The sequence below is a fragment of the Kitasatospora sp. CB02891 genome (assembly GCF_002803145.1).
In the GTDB taxonomy this organism is placed as follows: Bacteria; Actinomycetota; Actinomycetes; order Streptomycetales; family Streptomycetaceae; genus Kitasatospora; species Kitasatospora griseola.
The window spans coordinates 134745-150293 of record NZ_NNBO01000019.1; the positions used below are offsets into that span (position 1 = coordinate 134745).

Sequence of the window (15549 nt, forward strand, 5' to 3'; positions counted from 1 at the left end):
GTGGTCCTGCCTCCCCTTGTGTCGTCCCGGGTCGGGGCCGGGACGGTCGACGAGCCGCTGCCGGAGTGGTCGGCCGTGCTGCAAGGACAATTGTGCCCACTCGCGGCACCCTGGTACGACCGCTGAGAGTGCCGGGAGGTTGCCCGCTTACCCACTTCCGGGCGAACAGCAGACGAATGGGCCGGAATCGGGGGTGTGCCCCGACTCCGGCCCACAGTAGGCGGACTGAGTCGCCGACGAATCGTCAGCCCCGTGATTGACGATTCGTCAATCCGTGACCGGCGTTCCGGTCAGCGGCCGATCCGCCGACGGACCATTCCGGTGAGCGCGTTGAGTTCCTCGATGCGCATCCGGCGGGCCAGCAGCAGGAACACCGCGATCTGGACGACGGCCGCCACCAGCAGCGTCAGGACGTTGCCGATCCAGCCGTCCACCACCCGCAGCGCGAACAGCTCGATCCCCAGGCCGACCACGGCGGCGGGCAGCGAGGCGATCGCCAGCCGGACGTAGGTCTTGGTGATCCGGGCGGTGTCCAGTCCGCCGATCCGCGCCTTCAGCTTCGGCACCGCGACGAACACGCCCACCGCGTACGACAGGCCGTAGCCCAGCGCCATGCCGGTCACCGCCCACTGCGCGGGCAGCAGCAGCCAGCACAGCACCGCGGTGCCGGCCTGGGTGAGCGCCACCCAGACGGTGTTGGAGAACGGGGTGCGGGTGTCCTCGTACGCGTAGAAGCCGCGCAGCAGCACGTACTGCACCGAGTACGGGATCAGGCCGAGGGCGAAGGCGGAGAGCATGTAGCCGACCGCGGTGGTGCCGTGGGCGACCGCGCCGCCGTTGCCCAGGCCGTAGATCGAGGAGCCGATCACCGGGCCCAGCGACAGGAACAGGAACGCCGCCGGGACGATCGCCACCGCCGAGGTGCGCAGGCCGTAGGAGAGGTCGTCGCGGACCGCCCCGGCGTCCTGGTCGGCGGCCGCCCGGGACAGCCGGGGGAGCACCGCGCTCATCACCGACACGGTGATCACCGCCATCGGCAGCTGCCAGATCAGCAGCGCGTTGGAGTACGCGGCCAGGCCGACGCCGAGGTGGCCGTCGTGCTCGGCGGCCTTGCCGGAGGCGGTGGCCAGCTGGGTCACCACCAGGAAGCCCGCCTGGTTGGCCAGCACGAACAGGAAGGTCCACTTGGCCAGCCGGGCCGCCTTGCCCAGGCCGGCGCCGCGCCAGTCGAAGCGCGGCCGGAACCCGAAGCCGGCCGACCGCAGGTACGGGATCATTGCCAGCGCCTGCACCGCCAGGCCCAGCATGGTGCCGATGCCGAGCAGCCGGACGCCCTCGGGGGAGATGGCCTGCGGGGTGACCTCGGTGTGCTGGAAGGTGCCGTACACGCCGATGTACATCACGAAGGTGAAGATCACCACGACGTTGTTCAGGACCGGCGTCCACATCATCGCGCCGAACCGGCCGCGGGCGTTGAGGATCTGGCCCATCACCACGTGCACGCCCATGAAGAAGATGGTCGGCAGGCAGTACCGGGCCAGCGCGACCGTGGTGTCGGCGCTCTGCTGGTCCCGCATCAGGGCGTGCGAGATCAGCTGCACCAGCACCGGCGCGGCCAGCACCGCGACGAACACCACGCCCGCCAGGCCGGTCACCACCAGGGTGAGCAGTCGGTTCGCGTAGGCGGTGCCGCCGTCCTCGTCGTTCTTCATGCTGCGCACCAGCTGCGGGACGAACACCGCGTTCAGCGCGCCGCCGCCGATCAGGATGTACAGCAGGGTGGGCAGCGTGTTGGCGGCGTTGTACGAGTCGCCCATCGAGGCCACGCCGATCGCGGCGGCGATCACCATCGTGCGCAGGAAGCCGGTGCCGCGGGAGACCAGGGTGCCGGCCGCCATGATGGCGCTGGAGTTCAGCAGCCCGGTGACCCGGCTGCCGGCGCCGTCGCCACCGCTGCCACCGGCGTCGCCCGGCCCGGCGGGCGCGGGTGCGGCCACGGGCGCGGCTGCGGGCGCAGGTACGGGGGCGGGCGGCGCGGCGGCGGCGTTGGCCTCCAGGACGGCCGCGTCGGCCCGCATCACCGCCTCCTCCTCGGAGAGCGGCGGGTCGAACTCGATCGGCGGCACGTACGGGTGGCGCTCGCCCGTCGCGGGGGCCGGCTCGGGCCCGAGGGCCTTCGCGGGCTCCGGTTCGCCGGCGGGCTCGGCCGACTCGGGCTCGGTGGCCTTCGGCGCGGGCGGTGCGGCCTGCGGCGAGTGCGGTGCGGCCTGCGGCGCGGGCGCCTGCTCCGGGGCCGACAGCAGGGTCTCCACGCCGACGTACTCGGTGGTCTCGGTGTCCCAGCGCGACCCGGTCGGCTCGGCGGCCTCCGCGGCCACCTCGGCGGCGATCGACGCCCAGCGCGGGGCGGGCGCGGTCAGCCGCAGGGCGGCCTCGGGCTCGCGGCTCGGCTGGCCGGGCACCGCCGCCGTGGCCGCCGGGGCGTCCTGGACCTCCGCGGCGTCCGGGACGGCGCCCGGCAGGTCGACCTCGCCGTACGGGTCCGCGTCCCCGTACGCCTCGGCGGCGTACGGGTCACGGGCGTAGGTGTCGGCGACGTACCAGTCGGCGGTGGGGTCGGCGGGGGCGGCGGCGGACCGTGGGCCGCCCGCGCGGTCCTGGGGCCTACCTCCGCCCTGGTCCTGGGTTGCTCGCTCGCTCCGCTCGTTCATGCCACCAATCCACGTCAGAGAGGGGGGACGGACGCCTGGGGGTGAGGCGCCCGGTGATCCACCATCTCATCACCGGAGACCCGATCGGTGTCATCCCGCTCGGAGGAGGGCTCCGCGTCGGCGCCCGGCCGGTCGCCGTCGTCGCCCGCGGCGTCCGACAGCGGGCGGTCCGGGTCCTCGTCGATCTCGCCGGCCGCCTTGCGCTTCTTGCGCTGCAGGTAGAACCGCACCCCGGCGAGGAGCATCAGCGCGGTGCCGCCGGCGATCACGTACGTCACACCGCTGGCCACCGAGGTGACGTCGACGGTGAACTCCACCGGTTCGCCGTAGCGCTGCGCGTTCGGGCCGGTGGTCCACAGCTCCGCGGTCACCTGGACCTGGCCGTTGACCTGCGCCTCGGCGGGGAAGCGGAAGGTGCGGGAGGTGGTGGCGTCCAGCACCACCGGCTGGTTCTCGCCGACGAGGAGACGGTTCGGCTGGGTGGAGTACAGCCGCAGTTCCAGGTTGCCGACCGCCTGGGTGAGGTCGTTCTTGACGCTGATCAGCAGCGTCGCGTTGTCGCCCGGCAGTGTCACGGTGCTCTTCTTCGGCACCCGGACCGCCGACTTCAGGTTGTCCAGGTAGTGCTGCACACCGGCCCGGTAGGCGATGCCGGCCTTCTGCTGGTCGCGCCAGCTGGTGGACATCGACCGCACCATGGCCGCGCTGAACGGGCCGCGGACCCGCTCCGGCTGGGTGAGGATCATCATCAGCTGGTCGACGCCGTCCTGGATGCCCATGGTGTCGACCAGCTCACCGGAGGACAGCTCGGTGCCGGTCGCGTCACCCGGGTAGTCGGCCGGGACGTTGGCGTTGGCGGTCGGGTCCGCCGGCATGTCGACGACCTTCTGCAGGATGACCGGAGTCACCCAGCCGCCGTTGCCGGACGCCGCCAGCACCGAGTCGTGCAGCGCCTGCGCGGTGCCGACGGTCAGCGACCGGGACGGCAGCACCAGCAAGCCGCGCGGGTGCTCCGGCTCCTGGTGGGCGATCGCCAGGGTCTCGGCCAGGAACCGCTGCTGGACCGCGGTGCGGTCCTGCACGGTGGCCAGGTCGTTCTGGAACAGCGAGGCGAGCACCGAGTCCGAGACCACCGCGGTCTGCCCGTTGCCGATCGGACGCGCCGCGTTCGGCGTGTAGGTCAGCTTGTCGGACTCCGGCATCGACGCGCCGTTGACCAGCACCGTCCGGCCGCCCGCCGCGCCCGCCACGGCCGCCGTCCGCTGGTCCAGCAGACCCCGGTACGGCCAGGCCACGTCCGAGTGGGCGTCCACCGACAGCCGCGCCTCGGTGGTGACCTGCCCCGCCGTCATCGCCTTGCGCAGCGCGGCGTCCATGCCGTTCAGGCCGGCGCCGTGGTGCGCGATCGACGCCAGGTCCGGGTCGGCGTACGGCAGCGACACCACCTCGGAGTCCTGCCCCGACACCGCCGACTTCAGCTTCGCCAGCCAGGCCGTCGCCGCGTCGCGGCCGGTGCCCGGCACGGTGTTGTCGTCCCGCGCGGACTCGCCGGAGGTGCCGGGCTTCTGCACCCGGTACGGCTTGGTCATCGCGAACACGGTGTCCAGCAGGTCCGGGTCGATCGCCCAGGTCAGGCCCGGCATCGTCTTGCCGATCTCGACCAACTGGTTCAGCCGCCCGTCGCCGGTCAGCTCGCCCGCCAGGCTGTCGTCCCGCAGCACCGGCGTCTGGTCCTGGTCCGGCATGGTCTGCGCGACCAGCACCGGGGCGTGGGTCAGCGGCCACACCACCGAGACCTGCGAGGGCTTGGCCGTGGCGTGCCCCTGGAACGGCAGGTAGGTGCGGGCGATGCCGAGCGGGTGCGCCGTCCGGTCGCCGCCGGTGGTGCCCCAGAGGTCCACCGCCAGCTCGTAGCTGCCGGTCTCCTTGGCGTTCAGCGCGGACACCGGCACCTGCAGGGTGAAGTCCTTGCTCTGCCCCGGGCCCAGGTCGCCGACCTCCTGCGCCGGGCTGTCCAGCGCGATGCCGTCCTTGGTGCTCGGCGTGGCCCAGGAGCCCATCATGTCGATGTCGCTGCGGGTGGTCAGCATCGGCTTGCCGGCGCTCGGCTGCCGCACCTTGACCGCCGAGGACCTCAGGGTGTCCGAACCGGAGTTGGTGACCTTGCCGGTGACCGTCACGTTCTCGTTCTCGTGTGCGATCTTCGGCGTCGCCCCGTTGCCGACCTGCACCGTGTCGATCTGCACGGTCGCCGGGTACTCGCCCGTCGCAGTCACCAGAGTGCCGGGCCGGGCCGCTGCCGGGGCGGCCGCGACGGCCCCGACCAGTCCGCCTGCCAGCAGGGCGGCGGCACCCCTGGCCAGCCGGCCCGTCCACCGTTCACGGCGCCCGGCCCCTGCCGCGCCCCGCCCGGTCCGCTCGTCCACGCGCGTCCTCGCCGTTCCTGATCGTCTCGATCGACCCACGCACCGACGCGGCCCCGCCCGACCCCGGCGGCCTCCGACAAGGAGCGTTCACCCGGCATGGTAACGACGTTGCGCGGCCCGCAGTGCCACGGGCCGGGAGCTGAGGAGCGGGCGGAGCACACGAAACGGGAGGGCGGCGGAGCAGGGCGGGCACGTACCCTTGTGAGCCGTGTCCACTGCCAATGCGTCCAGCACCAATCATTCCAGCTCCGCCGACCGGGTCGCCCTGCCGGGCCTGACCGAGGCGCAGACCCTCGGCCTGCAGGAACTGCTGAGGGTCTCCCCGGTCGCCGACGAGATCGCCCGCCGCTTCCAGGACGCCGGCCACCGGCTCTCGCTGGTCGGCGGCTCGGTCCGGGACGCCCTGCTCGGCCGGCTCGGCAACGACCTCGACTTCACCACCGACGCCCGCCCCCAGCAGATCCTCAAGCTGGTCAAGGGCTGGGCCGACGCGGTCTGGGACGTCGGCATCGCGTTCGGCACCGTCGGCGCCCGCAAGGACACGCCCGAGGGCTCGTTCCTGATCGAGATCACCACGTACCGCAGCGAGGCCTACGACCGCAGCTCCCGCAAGCCCGAGGTCAGCTACGGCGACTCGATCGAGCAGGACCTGGTGCGCCGCGACTTCACCGTCAACGCGATGGCCGTCGACCTGCCCGGCCGCGGCTTCGTCGACCCGCACCGCGGCCTGGACGACCTGGAGGCCCGGGTGCTGCGCACCCCCGCCACCCCCGAGGAGTCCTTCTCCGACGACCCGCTGCGGATGATGCGGGCCGCCCGCTTCGCCGCCCAGCTCGACTTCGAGCCGGCGCCCGAGGTGGTCGCCGCGATGACCGCGATGGCCGAGCGGATCACCATCGTCTCCGCCGAACGCGTCCAGGCCGAGCTCAACAAGCTGCTGCTCGCCGAGCACCCGGTCAAGGGCCTGCGCCTGCTGGTCGACACCGGCCTCGCCGACTTCGTGCTGCCCGAGCTCCCGGCACTGCGCCTGGAGAGCGACGAGCACCACCGCCACAAGGACGTCTACGAGCACTCGCTGACCGTCCTGGAGCAGGCCATCGCGCTGGAGACCGAGGGCCCCGACCTGGTGCTGCGCCTCGCCGCGCTGCTGCACGACATCGGCAAGCCGCGCACCCGCCGCTTCGAGTCCGACGGCCGGGTCTCCTTCCACCACCACGAGGTGGTCGGCGCGAAGATGACCCGCAAGCGGATGCGCGAGCTCAAGTACTCGAACGAGCTGATCAACGAGGTGTCCCGGCTGGTCGAGCTGCACCTGCGCTTCCACGGCTACGGCGGCGGCGAGTGGACCGACTCCGCGGTGCGCCGCTACGTCACCGACGCCGGGCCGATGCTGGAGCGCCTGCACAAGCTGACCCGCTCCGACTGCACCACCCGCAACAAGCGCAAGGCCGCCGCGCTGGCCCGCACCTACGACTCGCTGGAGGAGCGGATCTCCACGCTCCAGGCCCAGGAGCAGCTGGACGCGATCCGGCCCGCACTGGACGGCAACGAGATCATGCAGCTGCTCGGCCTGCGCCCCGGCCCCGCGGTCGGCCGCGCCTACAAGCACCTGCTCGAACTGCGCCTGGAGCACGGCCCGATGGAGCACGAGGCGGCGGTCGCCGCGCTGCACGAGTGGTGGGCGGCGCAGCCCGAGGACTGACGCCGGCTCAGTGCCCGCTGGTCGCCGGCTTGGGAGCGGCGTTCAGCGGGCTGATGCACAGCCGGTACTTGACCGTCTTCTTCTTGGACCGGTACTGGCTGTCGTAGGCCGTCGTCCCCGGGTACTGCTGGGCGCAGTTGTACGTGCTGATGAGGCCGGTGTGGCGCGCCACGACCTTCCAGTCGGCGTCCGCCGCGGTGCAGGCCACCGTTCGGTGCTGAGTGGTGAGGCAGTCCCCGACGTTCGCGCCCTTGTCGCCCCCGCCGGTCAGCGCGCGGAAGGCGAACAGGCCGCCGACGGCCACGCCGATCAGCCCCAGGCCGACCACCACGCCCCGGATCCTGGCCTTCCGGGTGGGCGGCTTGGCGGGCGGCGGCGCCTGCCCCCAGGCGGGCATCTGCCCCTCGCCGGCCGGCTGCTGTCCGTACGCGGGGGGCTGCCCGTACGCCGGCTGGGGGCCGGGCCCGGGGGGCTGCTGTCCGTACGCGGGGGGCTGACCGTAGCCGGACGGCTGACCGTACGCCGGGGGCTGTCCGTAGGACGGGGGCTGTCCGTACGCGGGCGGGTGGCCGTAGCCGGAGGGCTGGCCGTAGCCGGGCGGTTGCTGGCCGGGCTGCTGGCCGTACGGGGCGGGCCCGCCGTGCGGACCGGGCGGCGGCGGTGTGCTCATCTGTTCTCCCCCAGGACGACGAAGGCGTGCCGTGCGCCCACGACCCTAGCGGCAGAGACCCCGTCAGGTCCGGCGTGCGGAGCGGAAGTACAGCAGCGCGCCGAGCGCGTACAGCACCGCCAGGCCCAGCACCACCGGCACCGAGCGGCCGTTCAGCGGCAGCACCAGGGCGGTCACCCCGGCCGCCGCGACGAACGAGACGTTGACCAGCACGTCGTAGATCGCGAACACCCGGCCCCGGTACTCGTCCTCGACCGACTCCTGCACCAGGGTGTCCGCGCAGATCTTGGTGCCCTGGGTGACCACGCCCAGCAGCAGCGCCGCGAGCATCGACGGGGCCTCCCGGAAGGTCAGTCCGAGCGCCGGGACGAACACCGCGGCGGCCGCCAGACACACCGTCATCCAGCCGTGCAGCCCGAGCCGCCGGGTGCACCACGGGCTGATCACCGCGGCGACGAAGAAGCCCACCGCGGACAGGATCACCGCCCGGCCCAGGCTGGACAGGCCGCCCGCGGTGTCCTCCGCGCTGTTGAAGGTGTACCGGGAGAGCATCAGCACCACGACGATCAGCACGCCGTAGCAGAACCGGGCCAGGGTGACCGCGGCCAGCGCCCGCACGGCCGGCCGGCAGTCCCGCAGCAGGTGCCGCAGGCCGGCCAGCAGATCGTGCCAGGCGGTGCCCAACGCCTGCCGCAGGGAAGGGAGTTCATCGTGCACCTCGGGGCCGAGCGCGTCCGGGGCGATCCGCCGGGCGGCCGTCGCGGCGGAGAGGTAGAGCAGCGCCGCCAGCGTCACCAGGACGGCGTCCGCGTTCCGTCCGGGCGGCATCACCTGGTGCACCAGGAAGCCGACGATGCCGCCGGAGGCCGCCGCGACCGTGCCCAGCGTGGGCGAGAGGGCGTTCGCGGTGACCAGGTCGGACGGGTCCACCACCCGGGGCAGCGACGCGGACAGGCCCGCCAGGATGAACCGGTTCAGCGCCGTCACCAGCAGCGCGGCCGCGAAGAACATCCAGTCGGGCGCCCGGCCGAGCAGCAGCGCCGCCGTCACCAGGCCCAGCCCGAACCGGGCCAGATTGCCCATCAGCAGCACCTGACGCCGCCGCCAGCGGTCCAGCAGCACCCCCGCGAACGGCCCGATCACCGAGAACGGCAGCAGCATCACCGCCAGCACCGCGGCGATGTCGGCGGGGGAGGACTGGTGTTCCGGGGAGAAGATCACGTACGCGGCCAGCGAGACCTGGAAGACCCCGTCCGACAACTGCGAGAGCAGGCGCACCGTCAGCAGCCGGCGGAAGCCGGTGCCGTGCAGCAGGCCGCGCAGGGTGGCCTCGCGCGGGGGCCGTTCGGTGATCACCCGCCAAGGGTGCCACGAGCCCGACGGTGTTTCACGTGAAACATCCGCCAACTTCGCGCGACGCGCGCCCCCCGCGCGCCTCCACACCACCGGTGACACCGCCACTCCGAGGTCGTTGGGCACTCACAGGGGAAGAACCATCTCGGAACGACGGGAGGCTCCCCAATGCGAGACGAGTTCACTGCCCTACTCCTCGGCCAGGTCGGCTACCACGAGGGCCGCGACGCCGACGGCACCTGGAACAACCGCCAGCGCTACAGCGAGGAAACCCCCGGCCTCGAATGGTCCGACGGCCAACCCTGGTGCGCCACCTTCGAGGCCTGGGCCGCCCACCGCACCGGCATGGACAACCTGTGGCCGATGACGGCGTCCTGCCTCGACGCCGTCGCCTGGTGGCGCCGCCAGAACCGCTGGACCCCCTACCCCGTCCTCGGCGGCCCCTTCTACCTCGGCCCCGGCGGCGGCGACCACACCGGAGTCGTCTACGCCTACGACGCCGACACCATCTACACCGTGGAGGGCAACACCAACGATTCCGGCTCCACCGAGGGCGACGGGGTCTACCGGAAGTCGCGGGCGCGGCGCGGGCCCGGGTCGCCGTACGGGTACGGGGTCCCGGCGTATCCGGAGGGGACGGTGTCGGCGGATCCGGCGCTCGGGGGGATCCCGGCGGCGCGGACGTCCGGGCAGCCGACCACGCCCGGGGCGCCGCAGTGGCCGGGGCGGTACCTGCGGGTGCAGTCGCCGATGCTGCACGGGGACGACGTCCTGACGTGGCAGCGGCGGATGGCCTGGCGCGGGTGGGTGATCACCGCGGACGGCTGGTACGGGCCCGCGTCGGCCGGCATCTGCCGGGCCTTCCAGCAGCGGCACGGGCTGTCGGTGGACGGCGTGGTCGGGCCGGTCACCTGGAACGCGGCCTGGTCCTGACACGACGGAGGGCCGCCCCGTGAAAACGGGACGGCCCTCCGGCAGAGCGTGACGAACGTCAATGCTCAGAGCTTGAAGCTCAGCGCGCTCGCCTGTTCAGCGAGCAGGCTTCGCTGCGCTCAGCGCGCGCGCCTCTTCAGCGAGCAGGCTTCGCTGCGCTCAGCGCTCGACCTCGCCGCGGATGAACTTCTCGACGTTCTCCTTGGCCTCGTCGTCGAAGTACTGCACCGGCGGGGACTTCATGAAGTAGGAGGACGCGGAGAGGATCGGGCCGCCGATGCCGCGGTCCTTGGCGATCTTCGCGGCGCGCACGGCGTCGATGATGACACCGGCCGAGTTCGGGGAGTCCCAGACCTCGAGCTTGTACTCCAGGTTCAGCGGGACGTCGCCGAACGCGCGGCCCTCGAGGCGGACGTACGCCCACTTGCGGTCGTCGAGCCACGCGACGTAGTCGGACGGGCCGATGTGGACGTTCTTGGCGCCCAGCTCACGGTCGCGGATCTGCGAGGTGACGGCCTGGGTCTTGGAGATCTTCTTGGACTCCAGGCGCTCGCGCTCGAGCATGTTCTTGAAGTCCATGTTGCCGCCGACGTTCAGCTGCATGGTGCGCTCGAGGATGACACCGCGGTCCTCGAACAGCTTCGCCATCACGCGGTGCGTGATGGTCGCGCCGACCTGGGACTTGATGTCGTCGCCGACGATCGCGACACCGGCCTCGGTGAACTTGTCGGCCCACTCCTTGGTGCCGGCGATGAACACCGGGAGGGCGTTCACGAAGGCGACCTTGGCGTCGATGGCGCACTGGGCGTAGAACTTGGCGGCGTTCTCGGAGCCCACCGGCAGGTAGCAGACCAGGACGTCGACCTGGCGGTCCTTGAGGATCTGGACGACGTCGACGGGGGCCTCGTCGGACTCCTCGATGGTCTCCCGGTAGTACTTACCCAGGCCGTCGAGGGTGTGGCCGCGCTGGACGGTGACGCCGGTCGGCGGCACGTCGCAGATCTTGATGGTGTTGTTCTCGCTGTTGCCGATGGCGTCGGCCAGGTCGAAGCCGACCTTCTTGGCGTCCACGTCGAAGGCGGCGACGAAGTCGACGTCCTTCACGTGGTAGTCGCCGAACTGGACGTGCATCAGGCCGGGGACCTTACCGGCCGGGTCGGCGTCCTTGTAGTACTCGACACCCTGCACCAGCGAGGCGGCGCAGTTGCCCACGCCGACGATGGCTACGCGAACCGAACCCATTCCGGTTGCTCCCTGAATCTCATGAGAGTCGCCGTGGTGTGACGACACTCGTTCCACATCTGTTCTGACTGTCTGACGGGCGCGCGGGGCGCCCACGCCTCGCCGCGAGCGGCGGCAAGGCCGGCGCGGTGCTGCTACAGCGCTCCGGTCAGGAGCGCCCCGGGCGGTCGTACGGTGGCCCGGGCGGGTCCGAGGACCCGACGGCCTGGCCACGGCCGTCCGAAGTTGGGGGGGACGCGGGGCCGCGTCCGTTTCTGGTGGCGCGCTCGGTCTCGATCAGCTCGTTGAGCCAGCGGACCTCGCGCTCCACGGACTCCAGGCCGTGGCGCTGGAGTTCGAGGGTGTAGTCGTCGAACCGTTCGCGGGTGCGGGCGATCGAGCTGCGCATCCGCTCCAGCCGCTCCTCCAGCCGGCTGCGGCGGCCTTCCAGCACGCGCATCCGGACGGCCCGGTCGGTCTGGCCGAAGAAGGCGAAGCGGACACCGAAGTGCTCGTCCTCCCAGGCGTCCGGCCCGGACTCGGCGAGCAGCTCCTCGAAGCGCTGTTTGCCCTCGGCGGAGAGCCGGTAGACGATCTTCGACCGCTTGCCGTTGAGCGCGGTGGCCGGGACGTACTCGACGTCCGGGTTGTCCTCGACCAGGAAGCCCTGGGCGACCAGGCTCTTCAGGCACGGGTAGAGCGTTCCGTAGGAGAAGGCCCGGAACGAGCCCAGCAGGACGTTGAGCCGCTTGCGCAGCTCGTAGCCGTGCATGGGCGCGTCGTGGAGCAGGCCGAGGACGGCGAATTCGAGAACGCCGGAGCGTCGGCTCATACCGCCTTCCTCCTTCCGTCGCGGGGTCCTGCTCGTCGGATGCCGGGCCCGGCCCGCGGGGTATGCCGGGCCGATGTGTCGTGCCGATGTATCGGCTCGATATATCGGCAACAGTAACCCTGGGTCACGAAAGGAGCAAGAGGGGCACACGTAACCGCGATCACAAGGGCTTTGGGCAACGGCCGTGCAATAAATCCCGGTCGGTTCGTCCTGGTTGGCTTCCAATGCCCGATTGGACACCTTTCAGGGAGCCGTACTCTGTCGCCTGTGCACCCGGACCGAGGAGCTGCTGAGAGATGAGCGAACACCGGCGTAGGTCGGCCAACCCCGGGGGCGAGCAGCCGCCCTCCAGGCGGGCGTCCGCCGGGCGCCCGTATGCCTACGGCAGCCCGGTCGAGGGAGCACCCGACTACGCGCCCGAGTCGCGCGAGCCGTCGGCCGGTCCCGGCCGTCCCGGTCCGGCGGCGGCCCCCGGCCCCCGGCGCGCGGTGCGGGAGACTGCCCAGCAGCCCCGGCTGACCCGGGCGGAGATGCGCAAGCAGTCCCGCAAGGGCAGTGGTGGCGGCGGAGGTTCGGAGGGTCCGCCGAACGGCCGGAGCGCCGGCCGCAACGGCAAGCCGGGCAAGCCCGGCAAGAAGCGGCTGATCGACTACCCGCGCTTCGGCAAGTCCGGCTTCAAGCGGTGGATGCCGTCCTGGAAGCAGTCGTTGAGCCTGTTCCTGATCTTCTTCGGCGGCAGCGTGGCGGCCATAGGCGCGGCGTTCGCGCTGATCCCGGTGCCGGACGCGAAGGCGTCGATCGACCTCCAGAACAACATCTACTACTGGGCCGACGGCACCGAGATGGCCCGCAAGGGCGACACCAACAAGCAGTGGGTGGAGCTCTCGGAGATCAGCCGTCCGGCGCAGGACGCGGTGATCGCGGCCGAGAACGAGACCTTCCGCACCGACAAGGGCATCGACCCCAAGGGCATCGCCCGCGCCGTCTACAACATGGCGACCGGTGGCGAGACCCAGGGCGGTTCGACCATCACCCAGCAGTACGTGAAGAACGTCTACCTGTCCCAGGAGCAGACGCTCAGCCGCAAGGCCAAGGAATTCATCATCGCGCTGAAGATCAGCGACGACAAGGACAAGATCCTCACCGGCTACCTGAACACCAGCTGGTACGGCCGCGGCGCGACCGGCGTCCAGGCCGCCGCGCAGGCGTACTACGGGGTGGACGCCAACAAGCTGGACATCTGTCAGAGCGCCATGCTGGCGGGCCTGTTGAAGGGTGCGGCGCTGTACGACCCGACCCTGAACACCGGCAACCACGACCGCATGCAGGAGCGCTGGAACTACGTCCTGGACCGGATGCAGGCCACCAAGACGATCACGGCCGAGGACCGCGCCAAGTGCGGGCCGAAGTTCCCCGAGCCGATCGCGGTGAAGGCCCCGGCCAGCCTGAACGGCGAGGTCTCCTACCTGGTGGACACCGCCAACAAGTTCCTGGCGGCCAAGGACAAGAACCTCAACCAGCAGCGGCTCGACCGCGGCGGCTTCCAGATCTACACCACGTTCCAGAAGGACAAGGTCGACGCCCTGAAGAAGGCGGTCGACGACTTCGAGGCCGCCAACCTGCACCCGGACAAGCGGGCCGAGGACCAGAACGTCCAGATCGGCGCGGCCTCGGTGGTGCCGAACGACGGCGCGATCATCGCCCTCTACGGCGGCAAGGGCATCGAGAACAACCACTACACCAACAACGCGGACGCGGTCGGTGTCCCGGTCGGCTCGACCTTCAAGCCGTTCGTGCTGGCCACCGCGATGCAGAACGGGGTGCTCACCAAGAACGGTGAGGACGGCACCCCGGCCAAGATCAACCAGGACTCCAAGTACCTGGCCGACAACCTGGCCCCGATCTACACCAAGGACGGCACCCCGGCCATCGGCGACGACGGCAAGCCGTACAAGCAGCGCAACAGCGAGCCCGGCCAGAAGGGCTACGTGACGCTCAAGCAGGCCATGCAGTGGTCGTACAACGTGCCGTTCGTGCAGCTGGGCCAGGATGCGGGCAACAAGAACGTCAGGGACATGGTGATGAAGCTGGGCCTGCACGAGGACACCCTCGCGCCGGCCAGCAGCCTGACCTTCCCGCTCGGCACCTCGACCCCGTCGGCGATCCGGATGGCCTCGGCCTACTCGGTGTTCGCGGCCCGCGGCCAGCAGACCGACCCGTACTCGGTGAGCAAGGTGCTGTCCGGTGGCAAGGAGTTGCCCGGCTTCACCAAGCCGGCGCCGAAGCAGGTGCTCGACCCGGTGGTCGCCGACAACATCACCGAGGTGCTGCAGAACGTGGCGAAGAACGGCACCGGCAGCAAGACCAACGAGCTGGGTTTCCCGGTGGCCGGCAAGACCGGTACCACCGACGGCGGCAAGTCCGCCTTCTGGGTGGGTTACACCAACAGCCTGACCACCTCGGTCGGCATGTGGCGCGAGGACCCGGCGAACAAGTCGGGTCTGCAGTCGCTCGACGGCACCGGCGGCAAGAACGAGATCCACGGTGGTGACTTCCCCGCCGAGGTGTTCACCCGGTACATGAAGGTGATAGGCCCCGGCAACCCGAAGAACTTCCAGGCCGCGACCCCGTGGGGCCAGGAGGTCGACTCCTCGGGCGCCCCGGCCAGCCCGTCGTCCAGCGCCTCCGCCTCCACCTCGGCGTCCCCGGGCGAGCCGACCGGACCCGCCGAGCCGCCCGCCAGCAAGTCCCCGGAGGGACCGGTCTCGCCGCCGCCGAGTTCCACCTCGACCTGCCAGGGCAACGGCAACGGAAACGGGAACGGGAACTGCGGCCCGAGCCGGTCGCCCAGGCCGAGCAAGAGCCCGACCGAGAGCGCCAGTCCCAGCCCGGGAGCCGGGGGCGGCGGCAACGGCGGCGCCGGCAACCTGGTCGGCCTGATGGGCGGCCAGTAGGGCCACGGCGCAGGAGAGTTGAGGAAGGCCGGAGGTGGGATCCCACCTCCGGCCTTCTCGTTTCGTCGGACGGTCCCACTCACCGTCCCGTCACTGGAGTCCGAAGGCCGGCGGACTCCCCGTCAGAAGTTCTCGTTGGGGACGTCCAGGCAGGGGTAGAGGCGGATCTCGGCGCCCTGGGCGCTGCCGCCCCAGGCGTTGAGGCAGTTCTGGGAGGCGACACGGGGCTGCATCTGGATGCCGGTGCCCTTGTAGACCCAGTTGAAGGAGCCGTCGGGGCTGTTGGCGCAGGTGTAGAGCTTGATGTGGTTGCCGGTCTTGTCCCCGCCCTCCCAGTTGTTGAGGCAGAGGGTGTGGTTGTCGTAGCTGTAGATCAGGAAGTGGGTGGAGTCGACGGACGCGAAGGCCCACCGCTGGGCCATGCTGCCGTTGCAGGTCCACTCCCGGATCTGGGCGCCGGCGACGGCGTTGCCGTTGGGGATGTCGAGGCAGTAGCCGTCCTTGAGCCTGATCTCGATCCCACCGTCGGCGCTGGCGGGGGTGGCGGTGAGGCCGGTGGCGATGAGAGCGGTGGCGGAGACGACCACGGCGGCCATCCGGCGCTTGAGCATGCGGGACGCGAGCTTCTTCATCAGTTTCTCCTCATCGAGTGACATGGCCGGTCACTGACGCCCAAGGTGTCGGGCTCTCCGCGGGCGCCTGCCGGTGGGCGGGGCCGGGGGAATAGCGGTGGAAATGACCGGAGAA

The 15549-nt window shown here is 71.2% G+C and carries 10 protein-coding genes; 3 read left to right on the forward strand and 7 right to left on the reverse strand.

Translation table 11 applies throughout. The features are described from left to right. Positions 1 to 290: 290 nt before the first annotated feature. Both murJ and CG736_RS31915 read right to left on the reverse strand, forming a co-directional pair. Positions 291 to 2711 (reverse strand): murein biosynthesis integral membrane protein MurJ, encoded by a 2421-nt coding sequence (gene murJ / locus CG736_RS31910; RefSeq protein ID WP_100589618.1) that lies wholly within the window; start codon positions 2709 to 2711, stop codon positions 291 to 293. Between the two features lie 14 nt (positions 2712 to 2725). Then, the gene (locus CG736_RS31915) at positions 2726 to 5137 is read right to left on the reverse strand and encodes a DUF6049 family protein (protein ID WP_100589619.1); all 2412 of its coding nucleotides are present in this window, start codon (positions 5135 to 5137) and stop codon (positions 2726 to 2728) included. A 298-nt stretch (positions 5138 to 5435) separates the two neighbouring features. Between CG736_RS31915 and CG736_RS31920 the strand changes: the two genes are divergently transcribed. Then, a complete protein-coding gene (locus CG736_RS31920; protein WP_369880789.1) occupies positions 5436 to 6839 on the forward strand; it encodes a CCA tRNA nucleotidyltransferase in 1404 nt (467 codons plus the stop codon). Between the two features lie 7 nt (positions 6840 to 6846). Here CG736_RS31920 and CG736_RS31925 read toward each other — a convergent pair whose 3' ends face one another. Together CG736_RS31925 and CG736_RS31930 are read right to left on the reverse strand one after the other, a co-directional pair. Next, positions 6847 to 7509: a hypothetical protein gene (locus CG736_RS31925; RefSeq protein WP_100589620.1), complete on the reverse strand. Its 663-nt coding sequence runs from the start codon at positions 7507 to 7509 to the stop codon at positions 6847 to 6849. Between the two features lie 63 nt (positions 7510 to 7572). Further along, entirely contained in the window at positions 7573 to 8865 is a 1293-nt protein-coding gene (locus tag CG736_RS31930) for an MFS transporter (RefSeq protein ID WP_100589621.1), read from the reverse strand. 165 nt (positions 8866 to 9030) lie between these two features. Here CG736_RS31930 and CG736_RS38190 point away from each other — a divergent pair, with 165 nt between their 5' ends. Next, positions 9031 to 9795, forward strand: coding sequence for a peptidoglycan-binding protein (locus CG736_RS38190; RefSeq protein ID WP_229847523.1), 765 nt, complete (start codon positions 9031 to 9033; stop codon positions 9793 to 9795). Positions 9796 to 9954: 159 nt separating this feature from the next. Here the strand turns inward: CG736_RS38190 and CG736_RS31940 are convergent, their stop codons facing one another. Further along, a complete protein-coding gene (locus CG736_RS31940) occupies positions 9955 to 11037 on the reverse strand; it encodes an inositol-3-phosphate synthase (RefSeq protein WP_100589622.1) in 1083 nt (360 codons plus the stop codon). Positions 11038 to 11185: 148 nt separating this feature from the next. Beyond that, positions 11186 to 11848 carry a PadR family transcriptional regulator gene (locus CG736_RS31945; protein ID WP_100589623.1) on the reverse strand — a complete coding sequence of 221 codons (663 nt, stop codon included), beginning with the start codon at positions 11846 to 11848 and terminating at the stop codon, positions 11186 to 11188. Between the two features lie 296 nt (positions 11849 to 12144). Between CG736_RS31945 and CG736_RS31950 the strand changes: the two genes are divergently transcribed. After that, positions 12145 to 14802, forward strand: a complete 2658-nt coding sequence (locus tag CG736_RS31950) for a transglycosylase domain-containing protein (protein WP_232734312.1) — start codon at positions 12145 to 12147, stop codon at positions 14800 to 14802. 122 nt (positions 14803 to 14924) lie between these two features. On the opposite strand, the gene CG736_RS31955 is transcribed toward CG736_RS31950, so the two are convergent. Beyond that, on the reverse strand, positions 14925 to 15434 hold the full coding sequence (locus CG736_RS31955; protein WP_157815818.1) for an RICIN domain-containing protein: 510 nt from the start codon (positions 15432 to 15434) through the stop codon (positions 14925 to 14927). Positions 15435 to 15549 lie beyond the last annotated feature (115 nt).

What these genes read in the sequence shown, in the direction of transcription:
- CG736_RS38190 (WP_229847523.1), top strand. Translation starts at nt 9,031, where the DNA reads ATGCGAGACGAGTTCACTGCCCTACTCCTCGGCCAGGTCGGCTACCAC.
- CG736_RS31925 (WP_100589620.1), bottom strand. Translation starts at nt 7,509, where the DNA reads ATGAGCACACCGCCGCCGCCCGGTCCGCACGGCGGGCCCGCCCCGTAC.
- murJ (WP_100589618.1), bottom strand. Translation starts at nt 2,711, where the DNA reads ATGAACGAGCGGAGCGAGCGAGCAACCCAGGACCAGGGCGGAGGTAGG.
- CG736_RS31950 (WP_232734312.1), top strand. Translation starts at nt 12,145, where the DNA reads ATGAGCGAACACCGGCGTAGGTCGGCCAACCCCGGGGGCGAGCAGCCG.
- CG736_RS31955 (WP_157815818.1), bottom strand. Translation starts at nt 15,434, where the DNA reads ATGAAGAAGCTCGCGTCCCGCATGCTCAAGCGCCGGATGGCCGCCGTG.
- CG736_RS31940 (WP_100589622.1), bottom strand. Translation starts at nt 11,037, where the DNA reads ATGGGTTCGGTTCGCGTAGCCATCGTCGGCGTGGGCAACTGCGCCGCC.
- CG736_RS31945 (WP_100589623.1), bottom strand. Translation starts at nt 11,848, where the DNA reads ATGAGCCGACGCTCCGGCGTTCTCGAATTCGCCGTCCTCGGCCTGCTC.